This is a genomic window from Vibrio tapetis subsp. quintayensis (assembly GCF_030409945.1).
Taxonomy (GTDB): Bacteria; Pseudomonadota; Gammaproteobacteria; order Enterobacterales; family Vibrionaceae; genus Vibrio; species Vibrio quintayensis.
On record NZ_JAUFQV010000026.1, the window covers coordinates 65,145 to 80,083 of the forward strand.

The 14,939-nt window shown below is 43.1% G+C and carries 13 protein-coding genes; 7 read left to right on the forward strand and 6 right to left on the reverse strand.

The annotated features are described in order from the left end of the window. Positions 1-164: 164 nt before the first annotated feature. The gene (locus tag QWZ04_RS10915; protein ID WP_290327869.1) at positions 165-854 is read right to left on the reverse strand and encodes a VV20781 family protein; all 690 of its coding nucleotides are present in this window, start codon (positions 852-854) and stop codon (positions 165-167) included. Between the two features lie 506 nt (positions 855-1,360). Here QWZ04_RS10915 and QWZ04_RS10920 point away from each other — a divergent pair. The 3 genes from QWZ04_RS10920 (at position 1,361) to QWZ04_RS10930 (ending at position 3,768) form a co-directional block, all read left to right on the forward strand. Beyond that, the gene (locus QWZ04_RS10920; RefSeq protein ID WP_435433613.1) at positions 1,361-1,993 is read left to right on the forward strand and encodes a response regulator transcription factor; all 633 of its coding nucleotides are present in this window, start codon (positions 1,361-1,363) and stop codon (positions 1,991-1,993) included. After that, positions 1,994-3,313 (forward strand): ATP-binding protein, encoded by a 1,320-nt coding sequence (locus QWZ04_RS10925; protein ID WP_290327874.1) that lies wholly within the window; start codon positions 1,994-1,996, stop codon positions 3,311-3,313. It abuts the gene before it with no gap. A gap of 107 nt (positions 3,314-3,420) precedes the next feature. Then, entirely contained in the window at positions 3,421-3,768 is a 348-nt protein-coding gene (locus QWZ04_RS10930; RefSeq protein WP_290327876.1) for a hypothetical protein, read from the forward strand. A gap of 94 nt (positions 3,769-3,862) precedes the next feature. Here QWZ04_RS10930 and QWZ04_RS10935 read toward each other — a convergent pair whose 3' ends face one another. Then, positions 3,863-4,876 carry a manganese-dependent inorganic pyrophosphatase gene (locus QWZ04_RS10935; protein ID WP_290327878.1) on the reverse strand — a complete coding sequence of 338 codons (1,014 nt, stop codon included), beginning with the start codon at positions 4,874-4,876 and terminating at the stop codon, positions 3,863-3,865. Between the two features lie 477 nt (positions 4,877-5,353). On the opposite strand from QWZ04_RS10935, the gene QWZ04_RS10940 reads away from it, so the two are divergent. After that, complete coding sequence (locus tag QWZ04_RS10940) at positions 5,354-6,934, forward strand: ATP-binding cassette domain-containing protein (protein ID WP_290327881.1); 1,581 nt, start codon at positions 5,354-5,356, stop codon at positions 6,932-6,934. 175 nt (positions 6,935-7,109) lie between these two features. Here the strand turns inward: QWZ04_RS10940 and QWZ04_RS10945 are convergent, their stop codons facing one another. Together QWZ04_RS10945 and QWZ04_RS10950 are read right to left on the reverse strand one after the other, a co-directional pair. Then, the gene (locus tag QWZ04_RS10945; protein ID WP_290327883.1) at positions 7,110-7,430 is read right to left on the reverse strand and encodes a YMGG-like glycine zipper-containing protein; all 321 of its coding nucleotides are present in this window, start codon (positions 7,428-7,430) and stop codon (positions 7,110-7,112) included. Positions 7,431-7,440: 10 nt separating this feature from the next. Further along, entirely contained in the window at positions 7,441-8,100 is a 660-nt protein-coding gene (locus QWZ04_RS10950; RefSeq protein WP_290327885.1) for a hypothetical protein, read from the reverse strand. A gap of 375 nt (positions 8,101-8,475) precedes the next feature. Between QWZ04_RS10950 and QWZ04_RS10955 the strand changes: the two genes are divergently transcribed. Further along, entirely contained in the window at positions 8,476-8,826 is a 351-nt protein-coding gene (locus QWZ04_RS10955) for a helix-turn-helix domain-containing protein (protein WP_290327887.1), read from the forward strand. 45 nt (positions 8,827-8,871) lie between these two features. On the opposite strand, the gene QWZ04_RS10960 is transcribed toward QWZ04_RS10955, so the two are convergent. Next, on the reverse strand, positions 8,872-10,572 hold the full coding sequence (locus tag QWZ04_RS10960) for an SgrR family transcriptional regulator (RefSeq protein WP_290327889.1): 1,701 nt from the start codon (positions 10,570-10,572) through the stop codon (positions 8,872-8,874). A gap of 503 nt (positions 10,573-11,075) precedes the next feature. Here QWZ04_RS10960 and QWZ04_RS10965 point away from each other — a divergent pair. Further along, entirely contained in the window at positions 11,076-11,456 is a 381-nt protein-coding gene (locus tag QWZ04_RS10965; protein WP_290328768.1) for a VOC family protein, read from the forward strand. 70 nt (positions 11,457-11,526) lie between these two features. Here the strand turns inward: QWZ04_RS10965 and QWZ04_RS10970 are convergent, their stop codons facing one another. Then, entirely contained in the window at positions 11,527-12,723 is a 1,197-nt protein-coding gene (locus QWZ04_RS10970; protein ID WP_290327891.1) for an MFS transporter, read from the reverse strand. Positions 12,724-12,997: 274 nt separating this feature from the next. On the opposite strand from QWZ04_RS10970, the gene recQ reads away from it, so the two are divergent. Next, positions 12,998-14,800: a DNA helicase RecQ gene (recQ, locus tag QWZ04_RS10975; protein ID WP_290327894.1), complete on the forward strand. Its 1,803-nt coding sequence runs from the start codon at positions 12,998-13,000 to the stop codon at positions 14,798-14,800. Positions 14,801-14,939: the final 139 nt, after the last annotated feature.

The window sequence follows — 14,939 nt, forward strand, 5'->3', positions numbered from 1 at the left end:
CCTTTCAAAACTACTTATGTTGATGGTTGATGGTTGATGGTTGGTGTAGCTGGTGAGGTATAAACTAAACCATAGGCAGCACTGAAATTATTTACCTTATCCGATGTGTAGAATGATTGAGAGGCGCATCCCTTCGCCTCTCCTATTTTGCCAGGAAATTGCTGTTAATCTTCTGGACGCCAGCTTAGTGCGCTGGCAATTGCGCCAACTGCGATGGTGTCTTTTTGTTCTTGGGTTAAGCTTTCAAGCATTTGCACGGTAAGTACACCGTTAGTTTGAACTGCCGCAACTTCCTGAGTGCCTTGTTTAAAGCTGTAACCAAGTGGTACTGCTACATTCATCATCATGCTTTCACTGCTGTGAATCGTTTCGATGTTAAAGTGGGTTGAACCGATACGAATAAGCCCTTTTTCTTTCTTTTCTAAACTCATGTCAATCATGCCTGCTTCGGGCTCAATTTTATACTCGCCCAGTTCTTTACCGTCTTTGGTGATCGCACACTGATATGGGTCATTGCCACCGAAGTCGACGCCCATATATGTAACGGCTAGACCGCCACCGGTACACAGAATCTTCCATGTATCTTTGGTTTCGTTATTGATGATTGTGGCTGCCATGCCACCATCTTTGTACGAAAAAGTGTTAAACATAGTTGAGTTAGAGTAGTCGCGAGTAAATTCACCTGAGTACAGGCCTGCAATCGAGTAGTTACCTGCTGAATTCCAGAATGCTGCATCTGTGGTAATGATCATTTCAGGCTGTGCTTTAACCGCCTCAGATTTATCCATGATGGCTATGCTGCCACAAGCTGAAATCGCGAGAGAAGCAAGGATGACGCTAAGTGTCTTTTTCATGTTTGGCTCTTATATCAGGACGAATGAATAATGCAGCTATTGTCGGAGTGAGAAGGCCATATCTCTGGTTCAAACTCATGACAATAATTTGGCGCCAATAATACGACCGAAAAATATAATGTCTATATGGTCAATTAGTCCCGTATGGGGGCGAGAAAAAAACGTAAGAGAAAGTAAGGATGTCTTTTTGATTTTAAATTCTAGTTTATGTGAGTTAACTAGAGTTTTTATCTAATAATCTGGCTTTTTGACCGCTTTAATTGTTGTGTTTTGCGTTAAAAGCGAAGGTATCAGCTTAATTGGTGTTTTGTAAGGGTGTGTAAGGGTGGGTTTACAAAAACCGTTATTGTGATTGTTGTTTTATATGCTGAAAGCCTATTTATAGTATTTGTGAATGAGTTTGGCTTGTATATAATCCGGGTGGGATTTCTTGTGAGTAGAAGCTATTGGATCATTGTAAAGTTCTATTGATTGAAGACGACAGAGAGATTGCTCGTTTAACCAAAATGTACCTTGAAGCAGAAGGCTATGAGGTTCTAGCAATAGAAGATGGGGCCATCGCCGTTGAAACAGTAAAAGACTATAACCCTGATGTCGTGCTGCTTGATCTTATGTTACCAGGCAAAGATGGAGCGACCATTTGCCGTGAAGTGCGAGAGTTCTATCAAGGTATGATTATGGCCGTGACCGCATCGGAAGATGAAATGAGTGAAGTCAGCTTGTTTAAATTCGGCGTAGACGATTACGTCACTAAACCCGTGCGTGGTCATATACTGGTCGCTCGAATTGAGGCTTTATTGAGACGATATCAACGCTCTGCTAAGGCCCCTAATCCAAATGTTATTGAGCATTATGGGGTGGAGTTATGCACTCAGAGGCAACAAGTGTTTTTTAATCAAAAGCCCATCGTGTTGACCGATTCTGAGTACGATATATTGCATATCTTGATGAAATCTGTGGATACGCCAGTTTCAAGGGCAACGTGTTGTGAGTCGAGTCGAGGCATCGAATATAACGCGAAAGACCGTTCAATTGATATGCGAGTCTCTGGTTTACGCAAGAAACTCACTCAAGCCAATGTTACTACGGCCGTGATTAAGACGATAAGAAATCAAGGTTATATGCTAACGGGGACATAAATGATGCCATCTTTGTTCAAACGTCTCTATCTCGGCATTATTAGTGGGGTTTCCTTGGCGATTCTTCTTATTTTTAGTCTGGGTGGCGATTACTTTCGTGGAACTGAGATCAAAATGTTCGTTCAGGACGGTCGTTATTTTGTTGAGCAATATTTGCAACAAAAAGATCAGCCTGATTCATTATATCGCCCTCTTATTGAAAATAAGCATCAGCGTTTCTTCATTTTTGATTTGTACCTCATTGATGATTGGGAAAGTGACGCGTTATGTGAAGATTGTCGATTACTTATCTCAGAAGACGACGTGTCGGTTTTTGTTGAAGGTGGCGACTTATATCGAGCCGTTTTTTCAATCCCAAACACTAATCAGAGCTTTCTATTTAAAGAGCATCACGAATTTTTTGATCCTGTAATCGAGTGGCAGCAAGACCCAGAACTCCACTTTGCTCTGGGCCTTATTGGCATTATTATTTTTTGCTTAGGCTTAACCATCTATTTCCCCGTTCGCCAACTACAAAATCAGATACTGAAACTCCGCCAAGCCCAGCAGCGTTTTGGTGCGGGCAGTTTAGATGAGAGAGTCACTGATGATCTGACTTCACCGGTAAAAGAACTGGCCAACAGCTTTAACATGATGGCGGATGAAATCGAGAGCCGAGTAAAGCAAAATCAAGTGTTTACTCAAGCGATTCCCCATGAAGTCAGAACCCCTTTAAGCCGAATTCAATTGGCGTCGGACTTAGCTAGAAGTAAAGTGAGCAAAGACGATCAGGCTATGTTTGATAACATAGATGCTTACGTCGAAGATATCTCTACGCTAACCTCAAGTATCGTGATGCTTTCAAAACTAAATATGGTTGGTGGTATTCAGGATATCTCGACGACTTTGGTTAACTTCCCTGAGTTTTGTAAAGACCGTTTAAGTGCTAACTGTGTGTGCGATATTACGTTTTGTTATGAGCGGAACGAAGAAGATAAACCGCTTGAGTTTGAAGTAACCCTTGCAAGGTTAGTACTGGATAACTTATTGAAGAATGCGTGCCGATACGGTAACGGGCAAGTAGAGTTGAGGCTAACGTCAGTAGACGGGTTTTGGATTGTCGACGTTGATGATAATGGCGCTGGTATCCCCATTGAGCATAGAAATGATATTTTTATCGCCTTTTCGCGATTGGATAAAAGCCGCAATGCAAATCAAGGAGGGTTTGGGCTTGGGCTCGCAATAGCCACTAGTGCGGCAAAACAGCTCGGTTGGACCTTTTCAGTTGATGACAGTCATCTTGGTGGAGCAAGGTTTTCGGTTTTAGTGCCTAAGATTTAGCAAGAGCGCGCTGGTATTACTAAGGGGCTACTGTAAAATTAGCATTGTGCATATAATTTATAAAATATATTGTATGTTCGAAAGCTAATACCAAAGGGAGGAAGAATATGAACAATAAAATGAATGTTTCACTGTTATTACTACTATCAAATACCGCAATTGCTTCCTCTAATAGTGATACCGTGTTACTTGAATTTGATCCGTGTACATTGCCGATTGAAGATGCGCGGAGCCATCAGTGCTCTTTTAAGAACAAGCCATTTGTCTACAAAAAGTCTGTTTGGGAAAGGGACAAGAAAAGCCCTGAAGTACTGCTAGATTTTTGGGACGGTACACGCTTAGTATCCGACCAAGAATGGCAACAAATGGACATCAATAGCAAAGTCTTGAATCAAAAGCGCAATGAATGTGCTCGTAGAGACGAGTTCGACTGTGTTGTGTTTGATAAAGATTAGCAGGTCAACAATCATTAACCTGTTAATGAAGAGTGTTGCGGAATAGAAGGATTAAAGGACAAGTTAAATGATTAGCTTGTCCTTTTTATTGGGCTTAGTTTAGGTTTTCAATCGCATTTTGGATTGAAGGGCCGATCTGGCGCTTACGAGAAGTCACGCCTGGTAATGTTAACCAAGAATCTATCTCTGAGTGTTGAAACGCTTGTTGTGCGACTTTAGCGTCCGCTGCGTCAATCCAAATAAGGTTTGCCTGCTTATTTTTGGTATCAGTGACGGAGAAAAACAAGTGATCGAGTCCTTTGGCTTTTTTATGGGCTTGCATCGCTTGAATAAACTCATCTTTACGAGCAATCAGTTGATCCGCCGTTAGCGTTTCAGCCACACCAATGCCGACTTTCTTGCCTGAAAATTCAAAATTCTTATAGTCCATTGTCAGGATCTCTAATGCGCTCAGGTGGCTAAGATCCGACTTAGCGATCAGCATTTTTTGGCCGAAGTCATGCAGATTTTTGATGCCTGCTTGTTTCGCCAGAGATTTCGCGTATTTGTGATCGTATTCAGTAGTGGTCGGTGATTCTAAAACGACAGTGTCAGATAAAATCCCGGCTAACGTAGTACACGCCACTTGCTTCGAAAGCACTTTCCCCATTTTCTCTGCTCGGTCTGCCAATATCGTGGCGGCTGAACCCCAAGGACGTATATCAAGCGTTGCTACCTGAGACATGTTCACTGGCTGTCCACCGATTGCGTGGTGATCAACGATGGCGACAATGCTGCTTTCATCAATGGTTTTCTGCAATTGAGTTTTTTGGTTAAAGTCGACTAGGCCGACTTTTTTGCCTGAAAAGTCATTCAGTACGGGCGGCGTTTGTGTTTTGCAGTATTCCAACACAAAGGTACTTTCGGGGTTAATTTGTTCCGGGACCACCGCTTGACCGCCATAGATATGAGCGGCTGCAATAGCTGAAGTCACCGTGTCGGTATCTGGGCTTATGTGGCCAGTCCAAACTAGATTAGACGTGTCGTTATTTGTTGGGTTGCCTAGGTCAAACGCGGCTGCGGATGCGCAAGTAAGAGATAGAGCGATGACGAGTGCTGTTTTTTTCATGGAATAAGCCTAACTGTATGAAGTGCGATAAGAATAATATCTGATTATTAACTATTTATGACGAATGTAAGTAACTTTTCTGTCAATAGGAAGAGAAATTAATTCATTAAAATCAAAGGTTAATATTGAAACATGCAAATGCTTAGTGATAATTGTTTGGTATTGGACGCACTTAACATCTTAGGGAGAGTAGAGCGAAGTAGACATTGAATATTGTTCATTTAGTGATGGATCTGCTTGCTTTATGTCCCACCTGTTAGTTACACTTAGCGCATCATATCCCCAGAGGTCTACGCCATAATGAAGCACTAATACCTGTCATCCATTTTCATATCATCTATTGGATTCACAGGGTTAGTAGGCGTAGCTTTAGTTCTGCTTGCACTTTGCACAAAATATTTGGCCTTACTTAACGTATTAGGCTAAACGCACCTGCACATTTAGCTTCGTCTAATGTCCCTGATCACAGGAGGCATTATGCCAATATTATTTACTCATCAACTTGGTTATCAGTTCGCTGATGGTCATCAAATCTTACACAACATTAACTGCTCTATGACGGCTAGCCGAGTGGCTTTGGTTGGAAAAAATGGCTGTGGTAAATCACTGCTTGTTTCTCTACTTACAGAACAAAAAACACCGACACAAGGTTATATAAGGCTTAATGGAAAAGTGGTTACTTACTCTCAGTTACCATCAGATCTATTGCTAACAGACATAACGGTTGCGGAGTACCTCGAGGTTAGCGAGGTGCTTAATGCGCTTAAACGAATAGAAAACGGTGAATGCAGTACGCAGTTATTTGATCTAATTGGCGAGCAGTGGCAACTCAAAAGTGAGTTGTTAACGAAGCTGTCTGAAATGGGCTTACCCCAAGATTTAGACTTAGTATGTAATAAGCTAAGTGGCGGTCAGTTGGCAAAACTGCAATTGTGGAAGCTATTTCAATCGGCCGCGGATCTACTGGTACTTGATGAGCCTTCTAATCACTTAGATTCTGATGCCAAAACTTGGCTGATTGAGCAAATGCAGCGATTCTCAGGGCATATTCTTTTGGTCAGCCACGATCGCGTGTTACTGCGTGAGATGGAACAGATTTGGGAGTTATCCAGTTTGGGGCTCACTCAATATGGGGGCAATTATGACTTCTATGCAGAGCAAAAAGCACAGGCGGTGAGTGCGCTAGAAAGGCAAATGGCAAGCGTACAAAAACAGCAAAAAAAATTAGAAGTACAGGCGCAAAAAAACCGAGAAAAAGCAGAGCAACGTGCCTCGCAAGGAAATCGAATGCGTAAGGACGGCAGTCAGCCCAAAATTTTATTAGATGGCATGAAAAACAGCGCCGAGCAAAGTGTTTCTAATCGGCTGAAGAATGAAAGTGGCCGTAGTGAAATGCTGGCTAAAACGTCGCAATCTTTAAGCAATCGTTACGAGCAAGTCAAAGCGCAAAGGTTGTATATTGATTCATGCAAGCAAAGAAGCGCAGATGCCTTTTACTTGGATCAAGCCGTATTGCCGTATGTCGCTAACGAGGCATTAACGTTTGCTATTTCCAGCCAATGCCGAGTTCATGTGATGGGCTCGAATGGCAGCGGAAAATCGACACTGATGCAGATTTTGCAGGGAAAAGTTACGCTGCTAAGTGGTGGGCTGCGTGTTAATACAGAAATGCACTATCTTGATCAGAACTTTAGTCTACTCGACAACAAACTTAGCCTACTTGATACAATGCGGCATTTTTGTGAGGGCATTCTTGAAAGTGATGCTCGTACTTTATTGGCCGGTGTTGGCTTTCGTAAAGACTCTGTGTTTAGGCAAGTGTCGAACTTAAGTGGCGGTGAAAAGATGAAGTTGTCTATGCTGGTGGTTACACATCAACCAGAGCAACCATTTTTGCTGTTGGACGAACCTGATAACCATTTAGATCTAGACTCAAAACATTTATTGGCTGAGGCACTAAACGGCTATCGAGGGGGATTTGCGTTGATAAGCCATGATGCAGATTTTGTACAAGAATGCGGTATGACATCGCAGTTGGTACTGCAAGCTGCAGATTAAAGGACGTAAATTGGCCGGGGGAGGGCTATTCCTCCATTTCATTTTGTCTATATAGACAAAGTGAGGAGCATCATCGACTTGCTTATATAGTAGGAAAGGCGGGATGACACTGGTGCAAATAAACTAGGCCACCAAATGGCGGCCTAGTTTAAAGGGGGCTTGTTTGATGAAAGGTTTAGTAAAGTGCGTCTTCAACTATCGCATCTTCAATAATTGCGTCCTCAACTAGCTCTCTTTCATATTCATCTTCAATGGCATCGGCAACTAAGTGATCACCAATAGCTTCTTCGCATTCTACATCTGCGTAAGCGCCATCAATAACACCCGCTGTTGCACCAATAGCTGCACCAGCTCCTGCGTCTCCGACGACTGCGCCGACGACACCACCTACTACCGCACCTTCAACCGCATCTGTTATGGAATTACCAGATTCACATAAAGCAAAGGTATTAGCAGAAAAAATGGCTAACAAAGCGATAAGACTTTTTTTCATCATACGTTACTCACTAGAAAGGAAATACAACGCCGACTTTTCCATAAGTATTACGTTTAGAGTTCTCAAAGCTAGCTTCATTGCCTGCTTCAAAGTACGGGGTAACCCCGTGGATGTTGGTGAACGTTAAACGCGCTTCGTAGTTGTAGATAGTGTCTTTACCATCAGTGCCAACACGAGAAGCGGTGTTTTGTTTTTGACCAATAACTTTGGTGTTTAGGTAGACATTTTCAAACTGACGGCCTACTGCGAAGTCAAAACGGTTCACGTCGCCTTTTTCTACATTGTTTTTGTTTTCAGTGTCTAAGTCTTTGCGCAAACGAAGCGACGTATCGAAGTAACCGCTAACGTTGGTACCAGCCGTAATACCAAATTTTTGCTGGTTGTTTGCTTCTTTTTTATCAACAATTTCGAACTCACCCTTTAGGTAGAAACCATCGAAGTCGTGCTTGTAGTTGAAGTTATACTCGCTGTCTGAGTTACGTTTGCTTTTTGCTGAAGCACCGAAGCCTTCGTAGCCTACGAATAGTTTTGCACCTGAATCTGCATTACCAGCGGCAGCACCAACACGTGTTTTAACGTCTAGTTCTAACCCTGCATTAACACCTTCGGCAGCGGCAAAACCACTTGTCATTGCTGAAGCTAATGCGATTACCATAATTTTCTTGTTCATTACTAATACCCTTGAATTTGTGTACCTAGGACTTGTTAGGTGCGGCAAATTTAGCAATGGAATCGCATAACCCATAAATAGAAACCATTCGATATTCGAATAGAAAGCTATGCTAAGTCAGGGCAATGTTAATATTAGGTTGTTAATTGAGTTTTGTGTCAATTATGTTCAATAATTGAACACTAGAGGCTTGTGAAAACTATTTTAGAGAGGGAACTTTTTAATCAATGGAGGATGTATTGACGACTTTCTTGCTAAGTAATTGATTCGTATTTTTCATGTCAGAACTCTGAAAGAAAATTCACACTTAACTGACAAGGCAAATGTGGGAGTTGCCAAAATCCTTGCCATATAAAGAATAGAGAGAGAACGGCAGTGGAATTTAATCAAAACGACAGAGATGCACTTTACAATATTTGGATGTCTCAAAAGGCCAAAATGCGACTTACGCAAATGGACGTCGCAAGGCGCTTAGGTATGACACAATTGGATTTTTCTAACTTATTACGTGGGAACTCTGAGTTGAGCATGACATTTGTGAGTCAGTTTTGTCGGTTATTGCATGTCGACCCTAAGCTCTATATTCCATCGCTAATGACTAATGGCTCGGACGGGCAGAGTGTTGTTTACCTTGAAAGTCGAATGAGTGTTGATGGTGCAATTCAACGTGTGTATGTCGAGAATAATCAAGTTGTGGTGGAATACGCTCACACCATCAGTTACTAAATAATCACCGGTTATGCAGTGGCGTACTTAGGGCGACATAGCTTGTCACTCTTCGGCTGACCATACGTTACGCAGATCTGGCCAGCCCCAGTTCGTCAGGGCTACGTTTTTTAATACCCCATGAAATCGTAAGGTTTGTTGGTGATGAAATAAAGGCGTTAGCCAGTACTCAGTGACGAGAGTCGATGCGATGGGTTCTAGTTGCACAAGATACTGATTAAGCGGAGTGTCGTTCCTTAATTTGCTCAACTCAGTTTTAAGCCACTGACTGGCAGTTGTACTTAAGTAACCATGAAGTATTGGATTTGCCCATAAATGACCGAAGGCTGATGCATGGCGATTATCATCCAAGTTTATATTGGTGATGATCAGATCTTCTTCAAGCTTGTCTGACTGCATGAGTTGCCTGTAAGTGTACCGGTTTATGGTCACCTCAACACCTAGCTTCTCCAAAATAGATGCAGCAGCGGTCGCACAAATATCTAGTGCTGAGTACCGATATATCGAAATGGAAATCTTCTTAGGCAGTGGCACATGTGGTGCGCTGGGGCGTACTATCTTTTTCCACACTGGCAACATATTCCCAGCAGGTACGCCACCAAATGCCGTGTTATCTGTGTACTGCTTTAGTGCTAGCGGTGCGAGTAGTGTGGTGAGGTAACGGCGCTGTTGCTCGTTAAGCTTATTGACTGATTCCGAGTTTGGTCGTTGGTTAAATAGCAAAAAGATGCAGCCATATTCAACTTGGCTGTGTTTGGTGCCTTTTTGTGAGTTGTTGGAGCAAACTTGTGATACATGGTATTCGCATTGCCCATCGTTCGACTCGGCGACAGGCCAGACGGTTACTTGATCAGGTAATGCACGATTGCCAAAATAGCGCTCAAAGGCTTCTAATTTTAGTTGCTCCTCATTGTGCTCTAAGAGCATAAATGGGCCACTCCCTACAATTCGATTCGCATTGGAGCCATTGATCTGACTCGGAGGCTGAATTGAATATCTGACGTCGGAGAGTAAGCCACCAAATCCGTTGTCGCGCTGAGAGAGAGTAAACAGAACTTGGTGTGACGTTGGGGCGATGACGCTTTCAACGTGAGAAAGGTCGTGCTTATATGCATCTAGAGTTTGTAACTTGCTAAATAAAGCGGCAATGGATTCGGCAGTTATCGGCTGGCCATTGTGGAAGGTGAGTCCCGGACGAAGATAGAATCGCCATTGAAGGCCGTTGTGAACCCAATGGTGAGCCAGTTGTCCTTCCAATTCACCATCATTATTACTACTCACAAGGCATGAATATAACTGACGGATAAAAAACCGTTCACTTGATCTGTGTAGGTGATGAGGAACGAGTTGCTCAAAAGAGCGCTTATAGGTCAATTGAATATGCAATAACCCCTCTCTGATGGTTGCTCCTGAGGTGTTTTGCAGTAGCTGACCAAATAGAGCTTGGTCACCGTCTAGAAATTGAAGGGCTTTTTCGTATTGCCCGAGAGCTATTTGCTCAGTCGCCAGTTGAGACTTTAGTTCACCTGGTTCCAACTGAAGAAATAGGGATGAACGCTGGCTTCTACCTGCTTTAGGTTGCCATATTAACCACCCTTGTAGGTGCATTTTATTGAGCAGGGTACGAGCATGTCGGGTACTGGTAAAGAGTCTCTCTGACACTTCAAAAAGCGATGTTTTAATTTCCTCCCCAACCCCTAATGGCAATAAGCGTGAGTAATAGCGCATTAGACTTTGTTCAGACATCGTAGAGACCATAAGGATGAAGGGTAGAACCATCATAACCAAAAATCATTCAAAATACCCAGAACCGGTTCTTTAATTTTTGTTCTTGTTTTATGTGTAATTCTGCGATTTAGACCTAAAGTTCGAACTAATGATTAAATTAAGGAACAAATTTAGTTAAACCTGTCTGTTTTTGTTATCCCCTTTTGGCTGCATCATATTTAGACAAGCTCAAATAGCCTAAACATCGCTTCATAAAGGAGGACCTATGTTACCTACTTATAGTAAAGAAAAGCACATGGTTGAATTTTATCATTTCAGATTAGAGCACAGTCAAAGTTGGTTAGAACGTTTGGCTATTCTCTCCCTTATTCAGTTATGTCATTGGTAGTTATTTTTAGTAAGGCATCGCTTACGTCTTAAACAAATAACGAGAATGCAAAAATATGATCTGGCGGGCTGAGGTAAACACCCCCCAATGCTCATCTCAGCAAGCCAGTGTTGTACAAAAAATAGGATTCATGATGAAAATTGAACACTTAGCGATATGGGTACAAGATTTAGAAAAAATGCGTGGGTTTTATCAGCATTACTTTGGTATGGAGTCTAACGAGCTATACCACAATCCTAGCAAGGGATTTAGCTCTTATTTTCTCAAGCTAAAAGAAGGTGCTCGCATTGAATTGATGCATCAACCAGAAATCACGGAATCGGCTAGCAAAATCATGTTTGGCTTAGCGCACTTTGCATTCCAGCTCAGTTCCGAGCAACAGGTGGACGAACTTACCAAGAGATTTGTGAACGATGGGTTCACAGTACTTGATGGCCCACGAACAACGGGCGATGGCTACTATGAAAGCGTTGTTCTGGACCCTGAAGGCAATCGCTTGGAACTTACTGCATAATAGAGCTCACGTCATAAGAGTACTCACCGCATAATACCAACCCATACTATCTAGGTTGGTATTGAGCTGGTTATTGAGTTGCCAGTTCAAGTTCTTTTGTAAGCTTGCTCCCTAATCGCAACATCCATACGCTGGCGATGAGCATAATCATAGCAACAACTAAGAACCCGTACTCCTCAATGCTGTAACTGGCGAGAAAGGCGATGAATACGTAACTTAGGCTTTGTATGGTGGTGGCGAACATGCCTAAGCCACCATCAATTCGTCCCCGTTGTTGCATTGGTACGGTATGGTGCATCCAATTAGTGCGTGCAATTCGGTTTAGGGCATTAAAGAACCCGAAGCTAAGAGTTAGTACAACAATGTGGATAGGTTGCATAAACTGGCTCATCGCTAGCAAAACAAAAGCAAGAATTAGCATTGAGTATTGCATGATCCGCACATGGTGAACGGAAGCCAGAATGTAAGATACGACGAGTCCAGTCACTAATGACCCCAATCCAAATGCAATGTTGTACCAAGCGACCCATTCTCCCGAGACGCCTTGTTTTGCAAACCAGATGGGGATCAGCTTGCCCAGGAAGGTCAATATTGGGTAGGAAAGGCATGAGATAAGCAGGAAGCCATAAAAAGTTGGCTGAGCCATGAATAACTGTTTAATTTCTGATGTTTGCTTGAGAAACGGTGTCTTGGCTGACGGTTGTATTTTTCTTGTGTACGGGGTAATAAGATAAGAAATCGCCGCTATTCCTGATGCCATGGTCGCGAATAATGCGAATTGCTGCATACCCCAATGTTCAAGTAGAACGATGCCAAGTGCGCCAGCTCCAAGAGTCGTTCCCTGCATAACAATTTCTTGATACCCCGAAATTTTAGCGTACTCGTGCTTTTCATAATTTTCTTGTGTGAATGCACTATTAGCGTGCCATGCAATGTTACTTGAAACCCAAAAAATGAGCTGAGATGCAGCAAGTACCCAGTTCGAACCTAATCCAGATAGGTAAGCCATCAATACGATTGCTGCTGTAGCGCTCTGCACGACTTGCACCAGAATTAGAACATGCTTACGAGAATGTTGATCGGTCAAATTGGCAAAAAATGGCGTGACCAAAAATGAAATGGCGGTACAGGTCAGTGCCGTGAGTGCCACAAAGGTGCCCATGTTGGGTGTTTGAAGCATCAACCAAGGCAGAGCCATCATAAATAGCCCAGAACTGATGCCATCAAAAAATCGGCCAGACAAGTAGGGAAGAGTTCGGTTTTTCATCGCGATTCCTTTGCGAATTGGTGGGGTAATGGCGCCACTCTAATACCTCAACTTTACTTGAGGTAAAGTGTTTTTTGAAAGTTACTGTCTTTTGAAAGTTATTGAATCTACTCAGTTCAATTTGTGGATGAGAGAAAATGTGTGTAGTGGGTGAGAAAACCGGAGACTATTCAAACCAAGCGCAGCAATCCGATTCAATTTGTCATAAGCTAGTGATCTGTGGCCTAACCTAATGTAAGGTCTACGCGTTTTTACGTCATAAAGAAGAGTCCTCATGCAGCGTCCGACCCCTATAGAGGTGTTAAAATCCGTTTTTGGCTACGATAGTTTCCGTCATCAACAACAAGCCATTATTGATACCTTAGTAGATGGAGGTGACGTGTTGACCTTGATGCCAACAGGTGGAGGAAAATCGCTTTGTTATCAGATCCCTGCGATTGTTCGCCCTGGTGTTGGTGTGGTGGTTTCTCCGCTGATTGCTTTGATGAAAGATCAAGTAGATGCGCTGCGCCAAGTCGGTGTGGCTGCGGCGTACTTAAACTCCACGTTGAGCAGTTATGAGCAACGTGAAGTTGAAGAAGCCATCCGAAATGAAGAAATACAGCTTTTGTACATCGCACCTGAACGCCTGATGATGGAGTCCACATTGTCTTTATTAGCGCAGTGCAGAATTTCATTGTTTGCTATCGATGAAGCGCACTGTGTTAGCCAATGGGGACACGATTTTAGGCCTGAATATCAACAACTTTCAGTCTTACATCAACGCTTTCCTGGTGTACCTCGAATTGCGCTGACCGCCACGGCCGATCAGCGAACGAAACAAGAAATCATCAGCCAGTTAGGTTTGGAGGTTGCACAAGTTTTTGTGCACAGCTTCGATCGCGCTAACATTCGCTATTACGTGAATGAACCGACTAACGCCAAAAATGATTTGTGGTCGTTTATTAGCACCCATCATGCCAGCGATGCCGGGGTGGTGTATTGCTTGTCACGTAAGAAAGTGGAAGAGACGGCACAGTGGCTAACAAGTAAAGGTCGAGTGGCTTTGGCGTATCATGCTGGTATGCCGGTTGAAATACGTAATGAGCACCAACAACGTTTTTTACGTGAACAAGGCATTATTATTGTCGCGACGGTGGCTTTTGGTATGGGTATAGACAAACCTGACGTACGATTTGTTGCGCATCTTAGCTTGCCTAAGAGTATGGAATCCTATTACCAAGAAACCGGGCGTGCAGGCCGAGATGGTGAGCCCGCCAATGCGTGGATGGCTTACGGCATGCAAGATATGGTGATGCAGCGCCAAATGGTAGAAAACTCAGACGGGAACGATGCCTATAAACAGGTTCAGAACCAAAAACTCAACGCATTATTGGGTTACTGCGAATTAGTAGGATGCCGACGTCAGACCATTTTGGCGTATTTTGATGAGGTGCTTCCTGAGCCTTGTGGTAATTGTGATAATTGTTTAACCCCACCTAAAACTTGGGATGGCACACAAGCCGCGCAAAAAGCTCTTTCGACGGTGTATCGTTGCGATCAACGGTTTGGGGTAACGTATCTCATTAATGTATTGATGGGAAAAAGTGATGAACGCATGATTCGATTTGGTCACGATAAAGTATCGACATTTGGTATTGGTTCTGAGTTGAATGCCAACCAATGGAAGGGCGTTTTTCGCCAATTGATTGCAAGCAATTACTTACGGGTCGAAGGTGACTACAATAGCTTAAAACTCACACCGAAGTGCCGACCTATTCTCAAAGGAGAGCAGACAGTACAACTGCGTGAATTGCGGAATAACAAACCGAAAAAAGCGTCGAAATCGAGCCTGCTTGATGACCTATCGCCAGCAGATACCACACAGTTCGAAGCACTTAAAGAAGTTCGAGCTAGCTTAGCAAGGGCGCAAAATGTCCCTGCGTATATTATTTGTCACGACGCCAGTTTAAAAGCAGTCGCAACACATCGCCCACAAACATTAGAGCAGTTGAGCCAAATTTCCGGTTTTGGAGAAAGCAAAGTCAGTAAATTTGGTGAGCAGTTGTTGGCAGTTGTAGAAGCGCACTTGAGGTAATAAAGCGCAGAACTAAATGTCGTCCTCTCTTTCTTCCTAAAAGGACACACACCTCAAGAGTGAAAAAAGCATGAAGATTAGCGTAGTCGCTAGCATCTCTGTTACTTGTTGGTTTTAGCGACTAACGAAATGCTTCACT

What these genes read in the sequence shown, in the direction of transcription:
- QWZ04_RS10915 (WP_290327869.1), bottom strand. Translation starts at nt 854, where the DNA reads ATGAAAAAGACACTTAGCGTCATCCTTGCTTCTCTCGCGATTTCAGCT.
- QWZ04_RS10920 (WP_435433613.1), top strand. Translation starts at nt 1,361, where the DNA reads ATGTACCTTGAAGCAGAAGGCTATGAGGTTCTAGCAATAGAAGATGGG.
- QWZ04_RS10925 (WP_290327874.1), top strand. Translation starts at nt 1,994, where the DNA reads ATGATGCCATCTTTGTTCAAACGTCTCTATCTCGGCATTATTAGTGGG.
- QWZ04_RS10930 (WP_290327876.1), top strand. Translation starts at nt 3,421, where the DNA reads ATGAACAATAAAATGAATGTTTCACTGTTATTACTACTATCAAATACC.
- QWZ04_RS10935 (WP_290327878.1), bottom strand. Translation starts at nt 4,876, where the DNA reads ATGAAAAAAACAGCACTCGTCATCGCTCTATCTCTTACTTGCGCATCC.
- QWZ04_RS10940 (WP_290327881.1), top strand. Translation starts at nt 5,354, where the DNA reads ATGCCAATATTATTTACTCATCAACTTGGTTATCAGTTCGCTGATGGT.
- QWZ04_RS10945 (WP_290327883.1), bottom strand. Translation starts at nt 7,430, where the DNA reads ATGATGAAAAAAAGTCTTATCGCTTTGTTAGCCATTTTTTCTGCTAAT.
- QWZ04_RS10950 (WP_290327885.1), bottom strand. Translation starts at nt 8,100, where the DNA reads ATGAACAAGAAAATTATGGTAATCGCATTAGCTTCAGCAATGACAAGT.
- QWZ04_RS10960 (WP_290327889.1), bottom strand. Translation starts at nt 10,572, where the DNA reads ATGTCTGAACAAAGTCTAATGCGCTATTACTCACGCTTATTGCCATTA.
- QWZ04_RS10965 (WP_290328768.1), top strand. Translation starts at nt 11,076, where the DNA reads ATGAAAATTGAACACTTAGCGATATGGGTACAAGATTTAGAAAAAATG.
- QWZ04_RS10970 (WP_290327891.1), bottom strand. Translation starts at nt 12,723, where the DNA reads ATGAAAAACCGAACTCTTCCCTACTTGTCTGGCCGATTTTTTGATGGC.
- recQ (WP_290327894.1), top strand. Translation starts at nt 12,998, where the DNA reads ATGCAGCGTCCGACCCCTATAGAGGTGTTAAAATCCGTTTTTGGCTAC.